Genomic DNA, 17557 nt, shown 5'->3' with positions numbered 1-17557 from the left:
GACCTGATCGCCAGCCCAGCCACCGCGCATCCTGGTTATTGCGCCGCCGGCACCAGGCTGCGCACCGCCGAAATCTCCGGCAGGTCGGTGCGGCGCATGTACACGCGCAAGGGTTCGCTGATGTTGATGCGGTCGTCGATGTTCTGTTCCAGCAGCAGCTGGATCAGCTCGCGCTTGAGCACCATGACCTGGCCCTCGGCGCTGGCCCAGACGAATTCGCTGGCGGGGGTGATGGCGTCGTCGGCGACGTCCATGCCGAAGGAGTCTTCGCTGAAGCGCACGATGTGCTGGCCGCTCTTGCGGTTGAAACCGACAAAACCCTTGAGCTGGTCGGCGGCCTGGCAGATGAGTTCGGATGTGATGCGCATGGTAAACCTCACTGAGTGTCCCGAAGGACAGGTGATCGATGGTTTACACGCCAGGCAAGAGTGGAAATTTTTTCGCGCTTCCCTCTGACGGGGAAACTTCAGGGCGCAAGCGTACTGCAAAGCACCCCGCAAAAGCGTCGGAAAATTTGCCGCACCTGCAGATTTATGTCGGTTTCGCGATAGCACAACGGCCATTCAATTGTTAAAAGGTAGTCCTTTGAAAATCGCCCTCCACGAAAGGACCTCGACCATGCCTGCCACCTTCACCAAAAGCGCCCTGATGCTGAGCCTGATGCTTGGCCTGGGCCAGGCACAGGCCGCCAGCCCAAGCCCCACCGCACTGGCTGTCAGCCAAGGCATTCCACACCCCGCGGTGATCGCTCACCGGGGCGCGTCCTTCGATGCACCGGAGTCCACCGCCGCCGCCTACAAACTGGCCCGCGACCTGGGCGCCGACTACCTGGAAATGGACCTGCAACGCAGCAAGGACGGCGTGCTGTTCGCCCTGCACGACAACAACCTGCAACGCACCACCGACGTCGCCAGCAAGTTTCCCGAGCGCAAGGACAGCCCGGCCAACGCCTTCACCATGGCCGAGCTGAAAACCCTCGACGCCGGCAGCTGGTTCAACCAGGCCTATCCCGACCGTGCCCGTGCGAGCTACGTCGGCCTGAAGATCCTGACCCTCGACGAAATCATCGACATCGCCCAGAGCAACCCGCATCACAAACCCGGCCTGTACATCGAGACCAAGGAGCCCAAGCAGTTCCCCGGCATCGAGCACGACCTCAAGGAAAAACTCCAGGACCGCGGCTGGCTCAGCCCGGCCGGCTCCAAGCTGGCGAAAAGCGACCTGGCGGTAGGCCAGGGCAAAGGCAAGGTGGTGTTGCAGACCTTCGAGAAGAGCAGCCTGGAACTGCTGCAGAAAGAAATGCCGAAAGTGCCGAAGATCCTCCTGCTGTGGATCGGTGAAGGCGGCATGCAGCCCAAGTCCGACGTAACCTTCGCCAACAGCGGCGAGAAGGACAAGGCGGCCTACTACGCCAAGCAGGAACCCAAGGACAAGGCCGAGTTCGAGCAGTGGGTCAGCTACGCCAAGGCCCAGGGCGCCATCGGCACCGGCCCGTCGGCGGCACTCACCAATGGCGGCGACCAGAGTTACTTCGACCTGGTGCAACCCTGGATGAACCAGTTCACCCACGACCAGGGCCTGCTGGTGCACGTCTACACCATCGACGAGCCGGTGGACTTCAAGAAGGTCCTCGACTCCGGTGTCGACGGTATCTTCACCAACCGCGCCGCGGACCTGCTCAAGTACGTCAAGCGTCCGGCCAGCGGCAGCGTCAGCCAGCTGCTCGAGGCCAACGGCTACTGAGCCGGTCGCCGTGCGCACGCCCGAGTGGACAGGCCAGCTGTGGCTCGGGCGTGACTACGGACTGATCCAGGGCGAGCTGGGGCGTACCGCGCCCCACGCCCACTACGCCCATCAACTGATCCTTGCCCCCGCCGCACCGGTCACCGTCAGCCTCGACGACCAGCCCTGCACCGCAAAGCATGTGTTCATCCCGGCCATGCAACGGCATGCCATCCTCGATGCACCCGGGCCCCTGTTCACCCTCTACGCCGAACCGCTGACGATTGACGCCCAGGCCCTGCAAGACAGCCTGCTGGGTGTCGAGCTGACGCTGCCGGCGCTGACCGAAGCGCTGCGGCGTTGCCCGCGCCGAATCTTGCAGGACCGGCGGATCGAAAAGGCCCTGGAGGTCCTCGACCGACAATTGACCGGCAAGGTCTCGGCCAGCGCCCTGGCGGCCCATGCGCACCTGTCCCTGAGCCAGCTCGAACGGCTGTTCAGCGGCCAGCTCGGGTTGCCGGTGCGGCGCCTGGTGCTGTGGCGGCGCCTGCGCCTGGCGATGGGCCTGGTGCTGGCGGGCCAGGCCATCACCGAGGCGGCTCATGGCGCCGGGTTTGCCGATTCCGCACACTTCTCCCGCACCCTGAAAACCCTGTTCGGCGTCACCGCGCGCCAAGCCCTGCAACACATCGAGCTGCGCCTGCTGGACTGACTCAACGGCGCAACGGCAAGGGCACCGGCGGTTCCTCATGCACGGCTTGCCTGCTGAAGGGTGCCAACAATTGTCGACAGTACGCCTGCGGATAATCCGGCTGGCTGCCAATGCCCAGGTCGCCCTGGCGGATCGGGTAGGCCGAGGAATAAAACGCCGTGCCCAGCAGCCAGTCCCAGACATTCAGGAACAGGCCGAAATTCACATTGCCGGCGGTGCCGTACTTCATGTGGTGAAAGCGGTGCATCGGCGCCCAGGCAAACACCCAGCCCAGGGGGCCGGGGCGCATGTCGACATTGGAGTGCTGCAACAGCAGCTGGATGGCAATGGCAAACGCCAGCAGTTGCGCCACCGGCAAGGGGACTCCCAAAAACAGCAGCGGCAATAGTCCGGCGCTGGCTTCCAGCAACTGATGCAGCGGATGCTTCATCAAGCCGTTGAAGCCATACAAACGCTGCACGCTGTGATGCACCGCGTGCAGACGCCACAGCCAGGGCAGCCGATGGCTGAAGTAATGCGCCAGGGTCAGGCCGCAGTCGGCGACGACCATCGCCAGCGCCAACTGCGCCCACAGCGACCAGCCGCGCGGCCACAGGCCATCGAACGCCAGCAAACTCACCAGCCCCGGCAACAGCAGCAACCCCAGGGCGTTCAGGCTTTCATTGACCAGCGCGTGCAACACGTCACGCAGGCGATCCTGCCGCGGGCGGTTCCAGTCCACCTCATAGGGCAACCACCCTTCCGCGACAAAGGCCCCCCCCAGCGCCCCGGCGAACACCAGCAGCAGCCAGCCCGGGGCCAGCCCCGGCGAGCCCATCACCCACACGCCAGCGCCGATGAAGCCGGCGAAAAACGCCGGACCGTACAAGCCTTTGATCATTGCTTTCATCACTGCCTCTCCTGTTCGAGAGCACAGTTTGAAAGACCCGAGGGCCACGGCAATTGAACAAACGGCGCAAAGCTTGCGCTGAATTAAGGGTGAATTAAGTTGTACCGGCTAACCTGAACCCACTTAAACGAATCACCCCAAGGAAAGACCCTATGAAAACGTTGACTGCCCTGTTCGCCGCTACCGCCCTGACCCTGACCGCTGGCCTGGCCCAGGCCGACGTGCGCCCGGACCTGATCCCGGGCCTGCTCAAGGCCGGCACCATCATGGACCTGGAAAAACTCAACCAGGCGGCCCTGGCCGAACACCCTGGCACCACCGCCGCCAACATCACCGACACCGAGCTTGAGCAGACCGCGGCCGGCGCCTACGTCTACCAGGTGGAACTGCGTGACGCCAAGGGCGTCGAGTGGGACGTCGATCTGGATGCCAAGACCGGCAAGGTCCTGAGCAACAAGCAAGACAAGTAATTCTTCAGGACAAAAAAAGCCGCGTGGCCGAAAGGCCACGCGGCTTTTTCATGCCCTGGCGCATCAGGCACTCAGACGTGCCGTCACCTCATTCAACTGCCCCGACAGCTCGTGCAGGTTCTGGCTGGCGCGCTCGGTGCGCTGCACGTTATCCAGGTTGGTGCTGGCGATCGTGGTGATCTCGGTCAGGTTGCGCGAGATGTCCTCGGCCACCGAGGTCTGCTCCTCCGCCGCCGTGGCGATCTGCCGGTTCATGTCGCGGATCGCCTCGACCGCCTCGGTGATCCGCTCCAGCATGGCGCCGGCCTGGGTCACCTGCTCGACGCTGGCATCGCTGCGCGCCTGGCCACTCTCGATCGCATGGGCGGCGTCCAGCGCGCCGGTCTGCACGCTCTGGATAATCTGGTTGATCTCGATGATCGACGCCGCGGTGCGCTGCGCCAGGCTGCGTACCTCGTCGGCGACCACGGCGAAGCCACGCCCGGCCTCGCCGGCCCGGGCCGCCTCGATGGCCGCGTTGAGCGCCAGCAGGTTGGTCTGCTCGGCGATGCCGCGGATCACCTCCAGCACCTTGCCGATACGCCCGCTGTCGGCCTCCAGGCGGCGGATCACCTCGGCGGTGTTGGCGATTTCGCCACGCATCAGGGTGATGGTGTGGATGGTGCCCTGCATCACCTGCTCGCCCTGCTGGGCCGACTGGTCGGCGTCATCCGCGGCGCGCGCCGCATCCGCCGCATGGCGCGCTACTTCCTGGGCGGTGGCGGACATTTCGTTCATCGCCGTGGCGACCTGGTCGGTGCGATTGAACTGATCGTTGGTGCCCTGGGACATCAGGGTGGCAATCGCATTCAGTTCGCCGCTGGAGCTGTCCAGGTCGGTGGCGCTGCGCTGCAGGCGGCTGAAGGTTTCAGCGAGGAAATCCCGCAAGGTGTTGGCGGCCACCGCCAGCTTGCCCAGCTCGTCCTGACGGCTGCTGGCCACGCGTTCGGCAATCCGCCCACGGCTGAGTTGCGCCACGTAGTCGATCAACTGACGGATCGGTTCCACCAGGCTGCGGTTGACCAGCCACAGGCTCAGCAGGCCGATCAACAAGCCCGAGGCCAGCATCACCAGCAGGCCGATCCACACCGTGCGCTGGGCGGCGGCGCTGATGTCGCGCGACCGCTCGCTGCCCTGCTTGCGCAGCTCGCTCACCAGTGCGCTCATCTGCTCGCTGGCGGCGCGGTCCACGCCCTTGACCGCGGCATCGCCGGCGGCCGGATCGGCACCAGCGGCGACAAAGGCATCGCGGCCCTTCTGGTACGCCGTGCCCAGCACCCGATGTTCTTCCCGCAAGCGCTCGATACGGCCCTTGAGCGCCGCGTCTATGCCGGGCTCGGCCGCCAGTTGGCCAAGAATGCCCTGCACATCGCGCTGGCGTTCCTCGAACTGCTGCCAGTATTTGCTCAGCTCGGCGCTCTGCTTGCCACGCAGCAACACGTTTTTCCATTCCTGCACCTGGACCTTGAATTGCAGGTTGGCTTCATCGATCAGCTGCGAGGTGCGCAACGGCCCCTCGATCAGCTCGCGATAACCTTGCACGCCATTGGACAGGAAGTGAAAACACGCCAGCGCGATCAACAGCACCGCCAGCAAGCTGCCGCTCAACAAAGCCAGGACTTGCGCTCTCAGGGATTTTTGCAAGGACATCGAATGAGATCTCTCAACAGGGATAGAGCACGCCCGAGGTGGGCATGGGTAGCGTGCGAACATCCCTGTCAGGCGAACCGGGGCAAGCCGGTCGCGCAGTCGTCGTAGGCGTGATCGGCCTGGAAGAGGCTTTCTTGAGCGCCTCCGACAGCCGGTTATAACCGCCGAATATTGCACTTCGAACCGTCACAAAACAGTCATGAAGCCTTGCGATGATCGGGCTCAAGTGAACCTGTAAAACCGCCTACAGGTGCCTTCCCTCCTGCGAGCCTCCATGAACCACAGCATCGACCATGCCCATCGCGATTCGGATCTGTTCGGCCTGCTCTACGGCTTTGCGTTCCGCCCCGGCGAGCGGGGTCGCGAACTGGATTCGGCCAAGGCCCTGCAAGCCCTGCAACAGTCGGACGATGGCGAGGCGTTTCTCTGGCTGCACCTGAACCTGGCCCATGCCGCCTGCGAACGCTGGATGCAGACTCACCTGGCCCTGCCCGAGGAATTCTTCGAGGCCTTGCACGAAGGCTCTCGCTCGACCCGCATCGAGCATGTGGACTCAGCCCTGCTCGCGGTGGTCAACGACGTGGTGTTCAACTTCGGCAGCATGGTTTCCTCGGACATCTCCACCCTGTGGGTCTGCGTGCGCAGCCGGCTGATCGTCAGCGCGCGCCTGCAACCCTTGCATTCGGTGGACAAGCTGCGCTCCTCGGTCAAGGCCGGCGAACGTTTCCGCTCGCCCCTGGAACTGCTGGTGCACCTGCTGCGCGACCAGGGCGAAGTGCTGACCCAGATCGTGCGCAAGACCAGCCTCAACGTCGACCAGATCGAAGACCAGTTGCTGGCCGCGCGGATCTCCACCAACCGTGCCGAGCTGGGGGCCATGCGCCGGGTGCTGGTGCGCCTGCAACGCCTGCTGGCGCTGGAGCCGGGCTCGCTGCTGCGGCTGCTCAACCGGCCGCCGCAATGGCTGCAGAAGGAGGACGTCAAGGAGCTGCGCAAGTCCACCGAGGAGTTCGCCCTGATCATCAACGACCTCACCGCCCTCGGCGAGCGGATCAAGCTGCTGCAGGAAGAGATCGCCGCCAATATCAACGAACAGACCAACCGCACCCTGTTCACCCTGACCGTGGTCACGGTGCTGGCGCTGCCGATCAACATCATCGCCGGCTTCTTCGGCATGAACGTCGGCGGCATCCCCTTCTCTGAGGACCCGGAGGGCTTCTGGATCCTCGTCGCGCTGGTCGCCACCTTCACCGTCATCGCCGGCCGCTGGGCGTTTCGCAAGCGCCAGGATATGTAGGCCCTATTCCCTGTAGCCGCTGCCGCAGGCTGCGCAAGGTCTGCAGGACCTCCGGCGACTTCAAGGCCCGCCACGGCCGGCCCAGACCGATCGCAGCCTGCGGCAGCGGCTACAGACGCCATCACGGGCAAGTCGGATCGCCGCCCGCTCGCTCCTACAGAAAAGGGCGCGGCTTCTTGACCAGTGGTTAAAGGATTCACCCAAACACTGACCTGAGGCAGTCTCTCTGTAATATTTGGCAACGATCATGGGCGACACTCCTCCCTGCCACAGGATTGTCCGGCAATGGCCACCCCTTCCCTGACCGCCGCCTCCCCTTCCCCCGCCCTCGAAGCCAGACCGCAGCTGGACAAAAAAGCCAGCCCCTTCACCCTCGTGGTGTTCTTCGCGATCCTCGCCATGGGCCTGTTGTTCACCGCCTACAGCCTGATGCACGACGTGCACGAGCTGGGCACCACGGTCACCACCTGGACCCCGTTCCTGCTGCTTGGCGTGGCGCTGCTGATCGCCCTGGGCTTCGAGTTCGTCAACGGTTTCCACGACACCGCCAACGCCGTGGCCACGGTGATCTACACCCACTCGTTGCCGCCGCATTTCGCGGTGGTCTGGTCGGGTTTCTTCAATTTCCTCGGCGTGCTGCTGTCCAGCGGCGCGGTGGCCTTCGGCATCATCGCCCTGCTGCCGGTGGAGCTGATCCTGCAGGTCGGTTCGTCGGCCGGCTTCGCCATGATCTTCGCCTTGCTGATCGCCGCCATCCTGTGGAACCTCGGCACCTGGTGGCTGGGCCTGCCGGCCTCCTCGTCCCACACCCTGATCGGCTCGATCATCGGCGTCGGCGTGGCCAACGCCCTGATGCACGGCCGCGACGGCACCAGCGGCGTGGACTGGAGCCAGGCCACCAAGGTCGGCTACGCCCTGCTGTTCTCGCCGCTGATCGGCTTCGCCTTCGCCGCCCTGCTGCTCCTGGCCCTGCGCCTGTTCGTGAAGAACCGCGCGCTGTACAAGGCGCCCAAGGGCAATACCCCGCCGCCGTGGTGGATTCGCGGCATGCTGATCGTCACCTGTACCGGCGTGTCCTTCGCCCATGGCTCCAACGACGGCCAGAAAGGCATGGGCCTGATCATGCTGATCCTGGTCGGCACCCTGCCCATGGCCTACGCGCTGAATCGCACCATGCCGGCCGACCAGGCCCTGCAATTCGCCGCGGTGGCCGAAGTCACCCAACAAGCCCTGGTGAAAAACGCCCCACAGCCGGCTCCGGCCGACCCGCGCGCGGTGCTTTCCGACTATGTACGCAGCAAGGAAGCCACGCCGCAGCTGGTCCCGGCCCTGGCCGCCCTGACCGGTCATATCGGTGACGAAGTGAAGGGCTACGGCTCCCTGGCCAAGGTGCCGGCCGAAGCCATGGGCAACGTGCGCAACGACATGTACCTGAGCAGCGAAACCATCCGCCTGATGGACAAGAACCAGGTCGGCGATTTCGACGCCGACACCCAGGGCAAGCTGCAACTGTTCAAGCAGCAGATCGACAACGCCACGCGCTTCATTCCGCTGTGGGTGAAGATCGCCGTGGCCATCGCCCTGGGGCTGGGCACCATGGTCGGCTGGAAACGCATCGTGGTCACCGTCGGCGAGAAGATCGGCAAGACCCACCTGACCTACGCCCAGGGCGCTTCGGCGGAAACCGTGGCGATGCTGACCATCGGCGCCGCCGATATGTTCGGCCTGCCGGTGTCCACCACCCACGTATTGTCTTCAGGTGTGGCCGGGACCATGGTCGCCAACGGCGGCGGCCTGCAGATGCAGACCATCCGCAACCTGCTGATGGCCTGGGTGCTGACCCTACCCGCCGCGATCCTGCTGTCCGGCAGTCTGTACTGGCTGTTCACCCAATTGTTCTGAGCCCGCCTCTTCGGCTGAATCGGCGGTGTGGCTGCTGACGCCATCGCGAGCAAGCTCGCTCCTACAGGGGCGGGATTGCCCTTCGGTGTATGGCCCCCTGTAGCCGCTGCCGCAGGCTGCGATCGGCCGGTACGGCCGCTGCGTACTGAAGATCGCTGAAGGCCTGCGGCCTTATCGCAGCCTACGGCAGCGGCTACAAAAGCCGGGTCAGGGACAGCGTGTGGCAGGGTTTTGCGCCCAGCGTTTGGCGGTGCCGGCAATGCGCTTGGCCAGCTCGTCGATGGCCCGCTGGTGGGCCTGGACCAGGCTCGACAGCTCGACGCTGGCCGGCTGGCTGATGCGGCTGCTGCAGGTCAGGCTGCGGCGCTCGACGCCATCGCCGCGCAGGCGCAGGTTCCACACCACGTCGATCAGCGCATAACGCCCCGGCACCGATTCGAAGCGGCGCACATCGGTCTGCAACGACAGGATCGGCTGCCCCGCGGACTTGGGCAGACCCTCCAGGTTGCGCGTGCCCAATTGCTGCTCCATCTGGCTGGCCAGGGCATCGTGGAACTCATCCACCAGCGGCGCGCTCCAGCGCGCGGTTTCCAGGATCGCCAGGGTGCCGCCGTCCTGGCGTACCACGAGTTGTGGCTGGTCGACCTGCATCGGAATGCGCACCCCGGCCATTTCGAATTGCAGGCCCGACGCCGCGCCGCCAGCAGCCGCCGGCTCGGGCGCCGGCGGCATCAGGGTGTAGTAATGGGTCGGCGCCGAGCTGCAGGCCGCCAGGCCCAGGGACGCGATCAGCAACACTAGAGTTTTTTTCATGGCTGGACTTCCGATTCAGGCTCACGAGAAGACGAGGTCGAGGATTTGTAGGCGTCCGGCTGATTGTCCTTGAGCCGCCCACGGATCAGTGCTTCGGGATGACGACTGAGGAAATCGGTGAGCACCCGTACCGAACGGGCGGTGCGCTGCACTTCGTCCATCGCCTGGCCCAGTTGCAGGCGCTGCGGCGAGTCCTCGGCGAAGCTGTCGTTGGCCGTGGTCAGGGTTTTCTTGGTCTGCTCCAGGGTGTCGCGCATCTCCGGCAATACCTTGCCGTTGACGTTCTGCAAGGTCTTCTGCATCTCGGTCAGGCTGCCATTGAGGTTGTTGGCGATGGCATCGATCGGCAATTTGCTGATCTTCTCCACCACTCGCTGCAACTGCTCCTGCAACTTGTCGAGCCCGCCCGGCACGGTGGGAATTTCCAGCGGCCGCGCGGTCGCATCGAAAGGCACCGGCTTGGCGTTGGGGATGAAGTCCATGGAGATATACAGCTGGCCGGTCAGCAGGTTGCCGCTGCGCGCCTGGGCCCGCAGGCCATGCTGGACGAAGGCACCGATCAGGTAGCCCGCGCGACTTTCATCGGCACCGCTGAGTTTCTCCAGTTGCTGATGGACCTTGCCCAGGCGTGCCGGGTAGATCACCACGCCGACCACGGTGGAGAAGGTCTTTTTCTGCTCGTCGTAATCCAGGTCCATCGACACCACCCGGCCGATGTTCACCCCGAGGAACTCCACCGGCGCATTAAGCGCCAGCCCGCGCAGGGTCTGGTCGAAACGCATGCGCATGTAGTACGGGTCGCCATCGGGCGGCGCCAGCGCGGTGTCCTGGTCGGCGAACAGCTGGTAGCTGGCGTTTTCCTCGGCCGGCTTGGCGTTGGGGCTGTACTTGGGTTCGACGAAGGCGATGCCGCCGGCGAGGATCGACGACATGGATTCGGTGTTGACCTTCAGGCCGTTGGCGCCCAGGGTCACGTCCACGCCGCTGGCGTTCCAGAAACGCGAGTCGGTGGTGACGAACTGGTCGTTGGGCGCGTTGACGAAGATCCGCACGTCCACGCCCTTGCCGTTATCCGACAGTTTGTAGGAAATCACCTGGCCCACCTCGATGCGCCGGTAATAGACCGGCGAACCGACATCCAGCGAGCCCAGGTCATCGGTGCGCAGGGTGAAGCGCTTGCCCTTTTGCCCGTAAGTCACCGCAGGCGGCGTCTCCAGGCCGACGAAGCTTTTCTTGCGCTTCTCTTCATGGCCGGCGTCGGCGCCGATAAAGGCCCCCGACAGCAGGGTGTCGACCCCGGACACACCGCCCGCGCCAATACGCGGGCGCACCACCCAGAACATCGAGTCGGCGGCGGTGAAGGACTCCGCCGACTGGTCCAGCTCGACCTTGGCGATCACCTTGCTGCGGTTCTTGCTCAAGGCGATGGAGGTGACCTTGCCGATCACCACGTTCTTGTATTTGACCTGGGTCTTGTTGGCTTCCAGGCCTTCGGCGGTCTGGAAGCTGATGGAGATCTCGGGTCCGGCCGACAGCGACTTGTGCACCAGCATCGACAGGCCGACCAGGGCCGCGACTATGGGCACGATCCACACCAGCGAGATATTGAACCGGCGCGTCCTGACCGCGGGGGTACCCGGCCTCGCTGGCGCGTTTGAAGCGTTGGAACCTGGATGATCAGACATCTTCAACCTCTACATCCCAGATAAGCCGGGGATCGAAACTCATGGCCGCGAACATCGTCAGGACCACGACCAAACCAAAAAACAGAATGCCCATGCGCGGCTCGATCGAGCTCAGGGCGTGGAATTGCACCAGCGCCGCCACCAGGGCGACCACCAGCACGTCGAGCATCGACCAGTAGCCGATCACCTCGATAAAGCGGTACAGCTTGGCGCGCTCGCGCATCGCCCAATGGCTGCGGCGCTGGCAGGTGATCAGCAGCATCCCCAGGACCAGGAACTTGCTGCATGGCACCACCACGCTGGCGATGAAGATCAGCAGGGCAATGTCCCAGGAGCCGTGCTGCCAGAACTCCAGCACGCCGCTGAGAATGGTGTTTTCGCTGCCGCTGCCGAAGATCTGGGTATACATCACCGGCAGCACGTTGGCCGGGATGTAGAGAATCAGGCTGGCCACGAGAAAGGCCCAGGTACGGCTCAGGCTGTTGGGTTTGCGCGCATGCACCACGGCCTCGCAGCGCGGGCAGTAGTGAACGTCCCGGGGGCAGGTCTGGCCGCAGGTGTGGCAGAGCATCAGGCCCAGGTCGCGGGCATAGGGAGGCTGGCTCATCAGTAGCGGCCCTCCAGGTCGTCCCAGAGGCGGCGGATGCCCTTGCCGGAAATCAGGATGATCAGCACCGTCAGCATCGCCAGCGACCACAGCCCCAGGCCCGGATGCACGTCGAGCATGCCGGCCAGCTTGACGATGGCCACCAGGATGCCCAGCAGGCACACCTCCAGCATGCTCCACGGTCGCAGGTGTTCCAGGGCCCGCATGCAGGCCTTGAAGCCCGGCGCCGCGCGCCCGATGTTGGCAAAGCCCAGCACCCAGCACAGCAGGGCAATCTGCAGGCCGGGGGCAAGGATGATGGCCAGGCCAGTGACGGCGGCGATCAGGCTGATGCGGCCCTGGGCCAGGGCTTCGACCGACTGCCAGAGGGTGGCTTCGTTGCTCAGGCCTTCGAGGCTGATGCCGATCACCGGGAAGGCATTGGCGAACACGAACAGCAGCGCCGCGGTGATCGACAGGGCGAGCAGCTGCTGCACGTTCAGGTGCCGGGCGCGCTCCAGCACCGCCCCGCAGCGCGAGCACTGGGAGGTCTGGCCTTTTGCAAGCGGCACGGACTCGTACAACGAATCGCAATGCTCGCAGATGATCCAGTTGGGAGAGAGTGTCATGGTCTTCAAGTCAGGTGGGACAGCGGAGGGCGCTGATCCATGGCGCGTATTCTCTGCAAAAGTAGAGGATGGTGTCTAGTTTTACCTGAGGACTGCAATCGCCCCGGTGCGCCATAATGTATGCCCCTTGCTGCCTCTCAGACCATGAACGATTCAAAAATGCTCCCGGCCAAAAACCCGCGCTCGCCGAAACAGACTCGTGGCCATGAACGGGTCACGGCGATTCTCGACGCCTGCGCCCACCTGCTGGTCAGCCAGGGAGTGGCCAGCCTGACCATGCATGGCCTCGCGCGCGAAGCCGGCACCTCCATCGGTTCGCTGTACCACTTCTTCAGCGACAAGCAGAGCGTGCTCGACGCCCTGGGCCAGCGCCATATCGACGCCTTCGAACAGATCACCGCCAACCTCCTGGCCATCGACCCGGCCACCTGGGTCGAGTCGAGCAGCCAGGAGGTGATCGACCGGATGATCATGCCGATCATGGAATACCTCGAGACCCATCCCGACCTGCTGCAGATGATCAGCCCCACCTTCACGCCCTGCCAGCTCCAGGCCCCGACCATCCAGGCGCGAATCCAGGAAACCTACGACCGCATGCTCGCCCTGCGCCTGCCCACCGCCAGCGCCGCGGAGCGCGACGCTTACGTGACGGCCATGCGCGGATTGCCCATCGGCCTGTTCCAGGTTGCCCTGGAGAATAGCCAGCTCAAGAGCATCCTGCTGTTGCAGGAAGTCCCCCGGGCGATGAAGGCCTACCTCGAAGCCATCGAGCGGCACCACGCCGCCCGCTGACCCCTGCGCTGTTCAACTGGCGCGATCGAGCGGACGACGCAGCATCAAGCGTTCCCGCACCAGGTCGTAACCCCAGTGATAGACATAGGTGTACGGCAGGAAGAACAGCAGCACGCCGATGTCGAGAATCAACGCCTGCATCAGGCTGACCTGCAGCCACCAGGCAATCAGCGGCACGCTTACCGCCACCAGGCCACCTTCGAACAGCAGCGCATGGGCGACCCGGGTCCAGCCGCTGGGCGCCAGGGCCAGGCGCTTGAGCAGGCGGTCGAACAGGCCATTGAAGACCACGTTCCAGGCCAGGGCGATCAGGCCGATGGCGATGGTCGCCACGCCCATGTCGACAAAGGGTTTGTCCATGATCCAGGCCAGCAGCGGCGTACACAGCGCGAACGCCAGCAGCTCGAAGCCCACGGCCTGGAAAACCCGTTCGGTCAAGGATTTGGTGCTGCTCATGATCTGGCTCCCGCAAGTGAATGTGGTTGCCATGATCACCTTAGGTTCCGATACTTCATAATCATTAACCATCGAGCAAGGCGATAGTTCATGGCCTCACACGAAGTACTGCTGGCCTTTGTCCAGGCGGCCACCCAAGGCTCGTTTTCCGCGGCCGCGCGCAAGCTCGGCAAGAGCCAGTCGACCATCAGCGCGGCGGTGGCGAGCCTGGAGATCGATCTCGACCTGCAGCTGTTCGACCGCAGCAGCCGCAAGCCCGCCCTCACCCCGCAAGGCCACGTCATGCTGCAACGGGCCGAAGACATCCTGGCCGCCACCAGCCGCCTGGAAATGGCCGCCAGCCAGCTGGCCCAGGGCGTGGAAGCCAAGCTCACGGTGGCCCTGTCCGACACCTATCAGTCGGATCGTTTCGAAACCTCGCTGAGCGCCTTCGAACAACGCTACCCGGACCTGGAACTGGAATGCCTGATCGCCGAATGCGACGACCTGATCGAGCTGGTCCAGCGCGGTCGGGCGCAGATCGCCTTCGCCGAGATGCAGCCCGAATACCCGGCGGACCTCGACCATTCGACGGTGGACGAGCGCACCGAAATCGCCCTGTTCGTGTCGCGCAACCACCCCTTGGCGGCACTGAAAAATATCGATCAGGCGCGCCTGCAACAGCACCGCGAGCTGCGCCTGGCGACCATCGTCAACCCCTACGACAGCCGGGCCCGGGGCCGGGTGTGGTCGGCGCCGAGCTATCTGATGCTGCTGGAAATGGCCCAGGGCGGCTTTGGCTGGGCGCCCCTGCCGCGCTGGCTGGTGGAGCGTTTCGGCGCCGACAGCCTGGTGGAACTCGATGCCCGTGGCTGGCCGCGCAACGTGGCGGTCGATGCCCTGTGGTCGCGCCTGCACCCGCCAGGTCCGGCGGGCAGCTGGTTGCTGGGGCGGATGCTGGAATAAACGTTTTTTGCAGAGGCTCGCCCCGCTGGCGGCCGCTCCGCGCCCGATCGCAGCCTGCGGCAGCGATAAGGCCGCAGGCCTTCAGCGATCGTCAATAGACCACGACCGCTCGGCCGACCGCAGTCTTCGGATCGGCAAGAGTTCAGAGGGTTTTCAGGGCTTCGAGCTTGTTCTCGATAAAACGCCGCTCCGGTTCCTGTCGGGTCAGTTCCAGGGCGCGCAGATAGGCTTCCCGTGCCGGTTCAATCCGGCCCAATTGCCGGCAGAACTCGGCCCGCGCCGAATGGGCCAGGTGGTAATCCTGCAACTCGCCCCGGGCCAGGATCGCCTCGACCCGCTCCAGGCCGGCCAGCGGCCCGTCCCGCTGGGCGATGGCGACCGCGCGGTTCAGTTCGATCACCGGCGAGGGCATGGCGCGCAACAGCACGTCATACAGACCGACGATCTGCTGCCAGTCGGTTTCCCCGGCGGTCGCCGCCTCGGCATGCACCGCGGCGATCGCCGCTTGCAGGCAGTACGGGCCGAAACGGCGGGTGCCCAGGGCGTGCTCCACCAGGGCGCAGCCTTCGGCGATCAGTTCGCGGTCCCACAGCGAGCGGTCCTGTTCGTCCAGCAGCACCAGCTCCCCGGTGGCCGAGGTTCGCGCCAGGCGCCGCGACTCATGCAACAGCATCAAGGCCAGCAGGCCCATCACTTCGGGTTCCGGCAGCAGTTCCAGCAACAGACGGCCGAGGCGGATCGCCTCATGGGTCAGGTCTTCGCGGGTCAACTCGGCGCCCATCGACGCCGAATAGCCTTCGTTGAATACCAGGTAAATCACCCGCAACACACTGTCCAGGCGCTCGGGCAGTTCACTCAGGGACGGCACCTGATAAGGGATGTGCGCATCGCGGATCTTGGCCTTGGCGCGCACGATGCGCTGGGCGATGGTGGCCGGCGCCGAGAGAAAGGCCCGGGCGATTTCCTCGGTGGTCAGGTCGCAGATCTCCCGCAACGTCAGCGGCACCTGGGCATCCGCCGCCAACGCCGGGTGACAGCAGGTGAAGATCAGGCGCAGGCGGTCGTCTTCCAGGTCTTCCTCGCTCCAGTCTGCCTGCTCCAGCTCTTCGAGCTGGCTGACCAGCGCCGCCTGGGACGCGGCGAAACGCGCCCGCCGACGCAAGCCGTCGATGGCCTTGAAACGCCCGGCCGACACCAGCCAGGCCCGCGGGTTGTCCGGTACGCCGTCGCGCTGCCAGCGCTCGACCGCGACGAAGAACGCCTCGTGCAAGGCTTCTTCGGCGAGGTCGAAATCCCCCAGCAGGCGAATCAGGGTCGCCAGGATCCGCCGCGACTCGTTGCGGTAGACCGTCTCCACCAGCGCCTTGACGCTGTCTTGCGCCACCGCCGGCATCAGTCCGGCATGCCTTGGGTCACCAGGCTTTCCAGGCGATCCAGGCTCTGCCCCCAGCCCTCGTGAAAACCCATGGCTTCATGGGCCTGGCGATCCTCTTCGCTCCAGTGCATGGCGCGGGCGGTGTAGAGGGTCTTGCCGTCCAGGTCGTCGAAGGTCACCTCGGCGCTCATGAAGGCCTTGCCCGAAGGAATCCAGCCCGGCAGGAAGGCATCGGTGAACACCAGCCGCCGCGGCGCGACGATCTCCAGGAACACGCCCATGGTCGGGTATTCGTTGCCGTCCGGGGCGCGCATCAGGGTGCGAAACTGGCCGCCGACCCACAAGTCCATTTCACACTCGGGGGTGGTCATGCCGTGGGGTCCCCACCATTGCACCAGCAACTGCGGTTCGGTCCAGGCACGGAACAGCTTGCCGGGCGGCGCATCGATCAGGCGGCTGATGGACAACTCATATTGGGCGGGCGCACGGCCCACGCTGTGCTCGGTCATTGCGAAACTCCTGCTTATGCTTGTTTTTCCAGGGCTCGTTTTTCCAGGGTGGCGATCAGGGATTCAACTCACGCACCGGGCGCACCTCGACACTGCCGACCCGGGCCGCCGGGATGTTGCCGGCGACCTGGATGGCTTCGTTGAGGTCCTTGGCATCGATCAGGTAGAACCCGGCCAACTGTTCCTTGGTTTCGGCGAACGGGCCGTCGGTGATCGACAGCCGGCCGCCGCGCATGCGCACCGTGGTCGCGGTCTGCACCGACTCCAGGGCCTCGGCGGCGAGCATCCGGCCGCTGCCCTGCACCGACTCGGCGTACGCCATGCACTCGGCGTCCTTCGGGCTCTCCGGCAGGCTGTGCAACAGCTGTTCGTCGCTGTAGACCAGGCATAGGTATTTCATGGGGCTCTCCTCGATCGGGCTGATCAACTATGGCTGCAGTTTCAGGCTTTGGCGAAAAACCCGACGATCAGGGTTGCAGGTCGAACAAGGCGGTGCCGCTCTGCATGTCGAACGGCGCCGACCAGTGTTCGTGGACCACTTTCCACTGGCCGCCCAGGCGCTGGTAACCGGCGGTCACGCGCATCCAGCAGGCCTTGCTCTCGCCCTTGTCGTCGGTGCCGCCGCAGTGGGCCAGCCAGTGGGCGAAGGCGCTGTCGCTGGCGCCGACTATGTGCAGTTGTTCGAAGTCGAAGATGCCCGGGCCGGGGCAGAACTCCATGCAGGCTTTCCAGTGCGCGCGGTAGGCTTGCTTGCCCTTGAATTGCAACGCGGCCACGGCGTCGAACGCGGTGATGTCGTCGGCGTAATAGCTGACGATGCGCTCGATGTCCTTGGCCATCACGGCCTGGCGCCAGGCGTCGATCAGGCTGCGGATTTCGCTTTCGGTGGTTTGGGCGTTCATGGCGATTCTCCTTGCGATTGAGTGATACGGGCTCAAGGTGGCCGCCGCAGGCGACCGTTAAATCGTGAAGACACCCTTAGTCGTCTGGCCGCCCGCTCAATCGACAGGGCCAGGAAAAAAAACCGGAACCCTGGGCAAAATCGCTAGAATCGCCACTTACCCAGCCCCCTCAGTGCCCGGATAT

At 64.7% G+C, this 17557-nt stretch carries 19 protein-coding genes; 7 read left to right on the top strand and 12 right to left on the bottom strand.

The features are described from left to right. Nucleotides 1-35 precede the first annotated feature (35 nt). Complete coding sequence (locus tag BMY68_RS12205; RefSeq protein ID WP_009045181.1) at nt 36-368, bottom strand: DUF2025 family protein; 333 nt, start codon at nt 366-368, stop codon at nt 36-38. A gap of 250 nt (nt 369-618) precedes the next feature. On the opposite strand from BMY68_RS12205, the gene BMY68_RS12200 reads away from it, so the two are divergent. Continuing rightward, nucleotides 619-1743 (top strand): glycerophosphodiester phosphodiesterase, encoded by a 1125-nt coding sequence (locus BMY68_RS12200; RefSeq protein WP_085531974.1) that lies wholly within the window; start codon nt 619-621, stop codon nt 1741-1743. Between the two features lie 10 nt (nt 1744-1753). After that, nucleotides 1754-2434, top strand: a complete 681-nt coding sequence (locus BMY68_RS12195) for a helix-turn-helix domain-containing protein (RefSeq protein ID WP_085531976.1) — start codon at nt 1754-1756, stop codon at nt 2432-2434. Between the two features lies 1 nt (nt 2435). Here the strand turns inward: BMY68_RS12195 and BMY68_RS12190 are convergent, their stop codons facing one another. Further along, nucleotides 2436-3323 (bottom strand): sterol desaturase family protein, encoded by an 888-nt coding sequence (locus BMY68_RS12190; RefSeq protein WP_085531978.1) that lies wholly within the window; start codon nt 3321-3323, stop codon nt 2436-2438. 152 nt (nt 3324-3475) lie between these two features. Between BMY68_RS12190 and BMY68_RS12185 the strand changes: the two genes are divergently transcribed. Beyond that, nucleotides 3476-3793 carry a PepSY domain-containing protein gene (locus BMY68_RS12185; RefSeq protein ID WP_007925169.1) on the top strand — a complete coding sequence of 106 codons (318 nt, stop codon included), beginning with the start codon at nt 3476-3478 and terminating at the stop codon, nt 3791-3793. A gap of 63 nt (nt 3794-3856) precedes the next feature. On the opposite strand, the gene BMY68_RS12180 is transcribed toward BMY68_RS12185, so the two are convergent. Further along, complete coding sequence (locus BMY68_RS12180; RefSeq protein WP_009045185.1) at nt 3857-5482, bottom strand: methyl-accepting chemotaxis protein; 1626 nt, start codon at nt 5480-5482, stop codon at nt 3857-3859. 274 nt (nt 5483-5756) lie between these two features. Here BMY68_RS12180 and BMY68_RS12175 point away from each other — a divergent pair, with 274 nt between their 5' ends. Beyond that, nucleotides 5757-6779: a transporter gene (locus BMY68_RS12175; RefSeq protein ID WP_085531980.1), complete on the top strand. Its 1023-nt coding sequence runs from the start codon at nt 5757-5759 to the stop codon at nt 6777-6779. Nucleotides 6780-7064: 285 nt separating this feature from the next. Continuing rightward, on the top strand, nt 7065-8681 hold the full coding sequence (locus BMY68_RS12170) for an inorganic phosphate transporter (protein ID WP_085531982.1): 1617 nt from the start codon (nt 7065-7067) through the stop codon (nt 8679-8681). 207 nt (nt 8682-8888) lie between these two features. Here the strand turns inward: BMY68_RS12170 and BMY68_RS12165 are convergent, their stop codons facing one another. The 4 genes from BMY68_RS12165 to BMY68_RS12150 are packed head-to-tail and all read right to left on the bottom strand — an operon-like array spanning nt 8889 to nt 12394. Further along, nucleotides 8889-9494, bottom strand: a complete 606-nt coding sequence (locus BMY68_RS12165; RefSeq protein WP_085531984.1) for a PqiC family protein — start codon at nt 9492-9494, stop codon at nt 8889-8891. Then, complete coding sequence (locus BMY68_RS12160) at nt 9491-11179, bottom strand: PqiB family protein (RefSeq protein ID WP_085531986.1); 1689 nt, start codon at nt 11177-11179, stop codon at nt 9491-9493. The genes BMY68_RS12165 and BMY68_RS12160 overlap by 4 nt, the downstream gene beginning before the upstream one ends. Beyond that, the gene (locus tag BMY68_RS12155; protein ID WP_009045191.1) at nt 11172-11786 is read right to left on the bottom strand and encodes a paraquat-inducible protein A; all 615 of its coding nucleotides are present in this window, start codon (nt 11784-11786) and stop codon (nt 11172-11174) included. The genes BMY68_RS12160 and BMY68_RS12155 overlap by 8 nt, the downstream gene beginning before the upstream one ends. Continuing rightward, nucleotides 11786-12394 carry a paraquat-inducible protein A gene (locus BMY68_RS12150; protein ID WP_007925154.1) on the bottom strand — a complete coding sequence of 203 codons (609 nt, stop codon included), beginning with the start codon at nt 12392-12394 and terminating at the stop codon, nt 11786-11788. Before BMY68_RS12150 ends, BMY68_RS12155 begins: the two co-directional genes overlap by 1 nt. A gap of 144 nt (nt 12395-12538) precedes the next feature. Here BMY68_RS12150 and BMY68_RS12145 point away from each other — a divergent pair, with 144 nt between their 5' ends. After that, the gene (locus BMY68_RS12145; RefSeq protein ID WP_009045192.1) at nt 12539-13186 is read left to right on the top strand and encodes a TetR/AcrR family transcriptional regulator; all 648 of its coding nucleotides are present in this window, start codon (nt 12539-12541) and stop codon (nt 13184-13186) included. Between the two features lie 12 nt (nt 13187-13198). On the opposite strand, the gene BMY68_RS12140 is transcribed toward BMY68_RS12145, so the two are convergent. Next, complete coding sequence (locus BMY68_RS12140) at nt 13199-13642, bottom strand: multidrug/biocide efflux PACE transporter (protein WP_009045193.1); 444 nt, start codon at nt 13640-13642, stop codon at nt 13199-13201. A gap of 90 nt (nt 13643-13732) precedes the next feature. On the opposite strand from BMY68_RS12140, the gene BMY68_RS12135 reads away from it, so the two are divergent. Further along, nucleotides 13733-14587: a LysR family transcriptional regulator gene (locus tag BMY68_RS12135; protein WP_053262327.1), complete on the top strand. Its 855-nt coding sequence runs from the start codon at nt 13733-13735 to the stop codon at nt 14585-14587. Nucleotides 14588-14729: 142 nt separating this feature from the next. On the opposite strand, the gene BMY68_RS12130 is transcribed toward BMY68_RS12135, so the two are convergent. The 4 genes from BMY68_RS12130 to BMY68_RS12115 form a co-directional block, all read right to left on the bottom strand. Continuing rightward, complete coding sequence (locus tag BMY68_RS12130) at nt 14730-15980, bottom strand: RNA polymerase sigma factor (RefSeq protein WP_085531988.1); 1251 nt, start codon at nt 15978-15980, stop codon at nt 14730-14732. Next, nucleotides 15980-16471, bottom strand: a complete 492-nt coding sequence (locus tag BMY68_RS12125) for an SRPBCC family protein (protein WP_085531990.1) — start codon at nt 16469-16471, stop codon at nt 15980-15982. Before BMY68_RS12125 ends, BMY68_RS12130 begins: the two co-directional genes overlap by 1 nt. A gap of 55 nt (nt 16472-16526) precedes the next feature. After that, the gene (locus BMY68_RS12120) at nt 16527-16871 is read right to left on the bottom strand and encodes a YciI family protein (RefSeq protein WP_007925146.1); all 345 of its coding nucleotides are present in this window, start codon (nt 16869-16871) and stop codon (nt 16527-16529) included. 67 nt (nt 16872-16938) lie between these two features. Beyond that, nucleotides 16939-17373: a YybH family protein gene (locus BMY68_RS12115; RefSeq protein WP_085531992.1), complete on the bottom strand. Its 435-nt coding sequence runs from the start codon at nt 17371-17373 to the stop codon at nt 16939-16941. Nucleotides 17374-17557: the final 184 nt, after the last annotated feature.

The organism is Pseudomonas sp. NFACC41-3 (genome assembly GCF_900109505.1).
GTDB lineage: Bacteria > Pseudomonadota > Gammaproteobacteria > Pseudomonadales > Pseudomonadaceae > Aquipseudomonas > Aquipseudomonas chlororaphis.
The sequence above is the reverse complement of the archived record's forward strand: the minus strand, read 5'-3'. Positions and strand labels throughout refer to the sequence as shown.

Coding starts and splice junctions, on each gene's coding strand:
- BMY68_RS12125 (WP_085531990.1), bottom strand. CDS start 16,471: ATGACCGAGCACAGCGTGGGCCGTGCGCCCGCCCAATATGAGTTGTCC.
- BMY68_RS12120 (WP_007925146.1), bottom strand. CDS start 16,871: ATGAAATACCTATGCCTGGTCTACAGCGACGAACAGCTGTTGCACAGC.
- BMY68_RS12155 (WP_009045191.1), bottom strand. CDS start 11,786: ATGAGCCAGCCTCCCTATGCCCGCGACCTGGGCCTGATGCTCTGCCAC.
- BMY68_RS12115 (WP_085531992.1), bottom strand. CDS start 17,373: ATGAACGCCCAAACCACCGAAAGCGAAATCCGCAGCCTGATCGACGCC.
- BMY68_RS12185 (WP_007925169.1), top strand. CDS start 3,476: ATGAAAACGTTGACTGCCCTGTTCGCCGCTACCGCCCTGACCCTGACC.
- BMY68_RS12160 (WP_085531986.1), bottom strand. CDS start 11,179: ATGTCTGATCATCCAGGTTCCAACGCTTCAAACGCGCCAGCGAGGCCG.
- BMY68_RS12140 (WP_009045193.1), bottom strand. CDS start 13,642: ATGAGCAGCACCAAATCCTTGACCGAACGGGTTTTCCAGGCCGTGGGC.
- BMY68_RS12200 (WP_085531974.1), top strand. CDS start 619: ATGCCTGCCACCTTCACCAAAAGCGCCCTGATGCTGAGCCTGATGCTT.
- BMY68_RS12130 (WP_085531988.1), bottom strand. CDS start 15,980: ATGCCGGCGGTGGCGCAAGACAGCGTCAAGGCGCTGGTGGAGACGGTC.
- BMY68_RS12165 (WP_085531984.1), bottom strand. CDS start 9,494: ATGAAAAAAACTCTAGTGTTGCTGATCGCGTCCCTGGGCCTGGCGGCC.
- BMY68_RS12150 (WP_007925154.1), bottom strand. CDS start 12,394: ATGACACTCTCTCCCAACTGGATCATCTGCGAGCATTGCGATTCGTTG.
- BMY68_RS12175 (WP_085531980.1), top strand. CDS start 5,757: ATGAACCACAGCATCGACCATGCCCATCGCGATTCGGATCTGTTCGGC.
- BMY68_RS12145 (WP_009045192.1), top strand. CDS start 12,539: ATGAACGATTCAAAAATGCTCCCGGCCAAAAACCCGCGCTCGCCGAAA.
- BMY68_RS12180 (WP_009045185.1), bottom strand. CDS start 5,482: ATGTCCTTGCAAAAATCCCTGAGAGCGCAAGTCCTGGCTTTGTTGAGC.
- BMY68_RS12135 (WP_053262327.1), top strand. CDS start 13,733: ATGGCCTCACACGAAGTACTGCTGGCCTTTGTCCAGGCGGCCACCCAA.
- BMY68_RS12170 (WP_085531982.1), top strand. CDS start 7,065: ATGGCCACCCCTTCCCTGACCGCCGCCTCCCCTTCCCCCGCCCTCGAA.
- BMY68_RS12205 (WP_009045181.1), bottom strand. CDS start 368: ATGCGCATCACATCCGAACTCATCTGCCAGGCCGCCGACCAGCTCAAG.
- BMY68_RS12190 (WP_085531978.1), bottom strand. CDS start 3,323: ATGAAAGCAATGATCAAAGGCTTGTACGGTCCGGCGTTTTTCGCCGGC.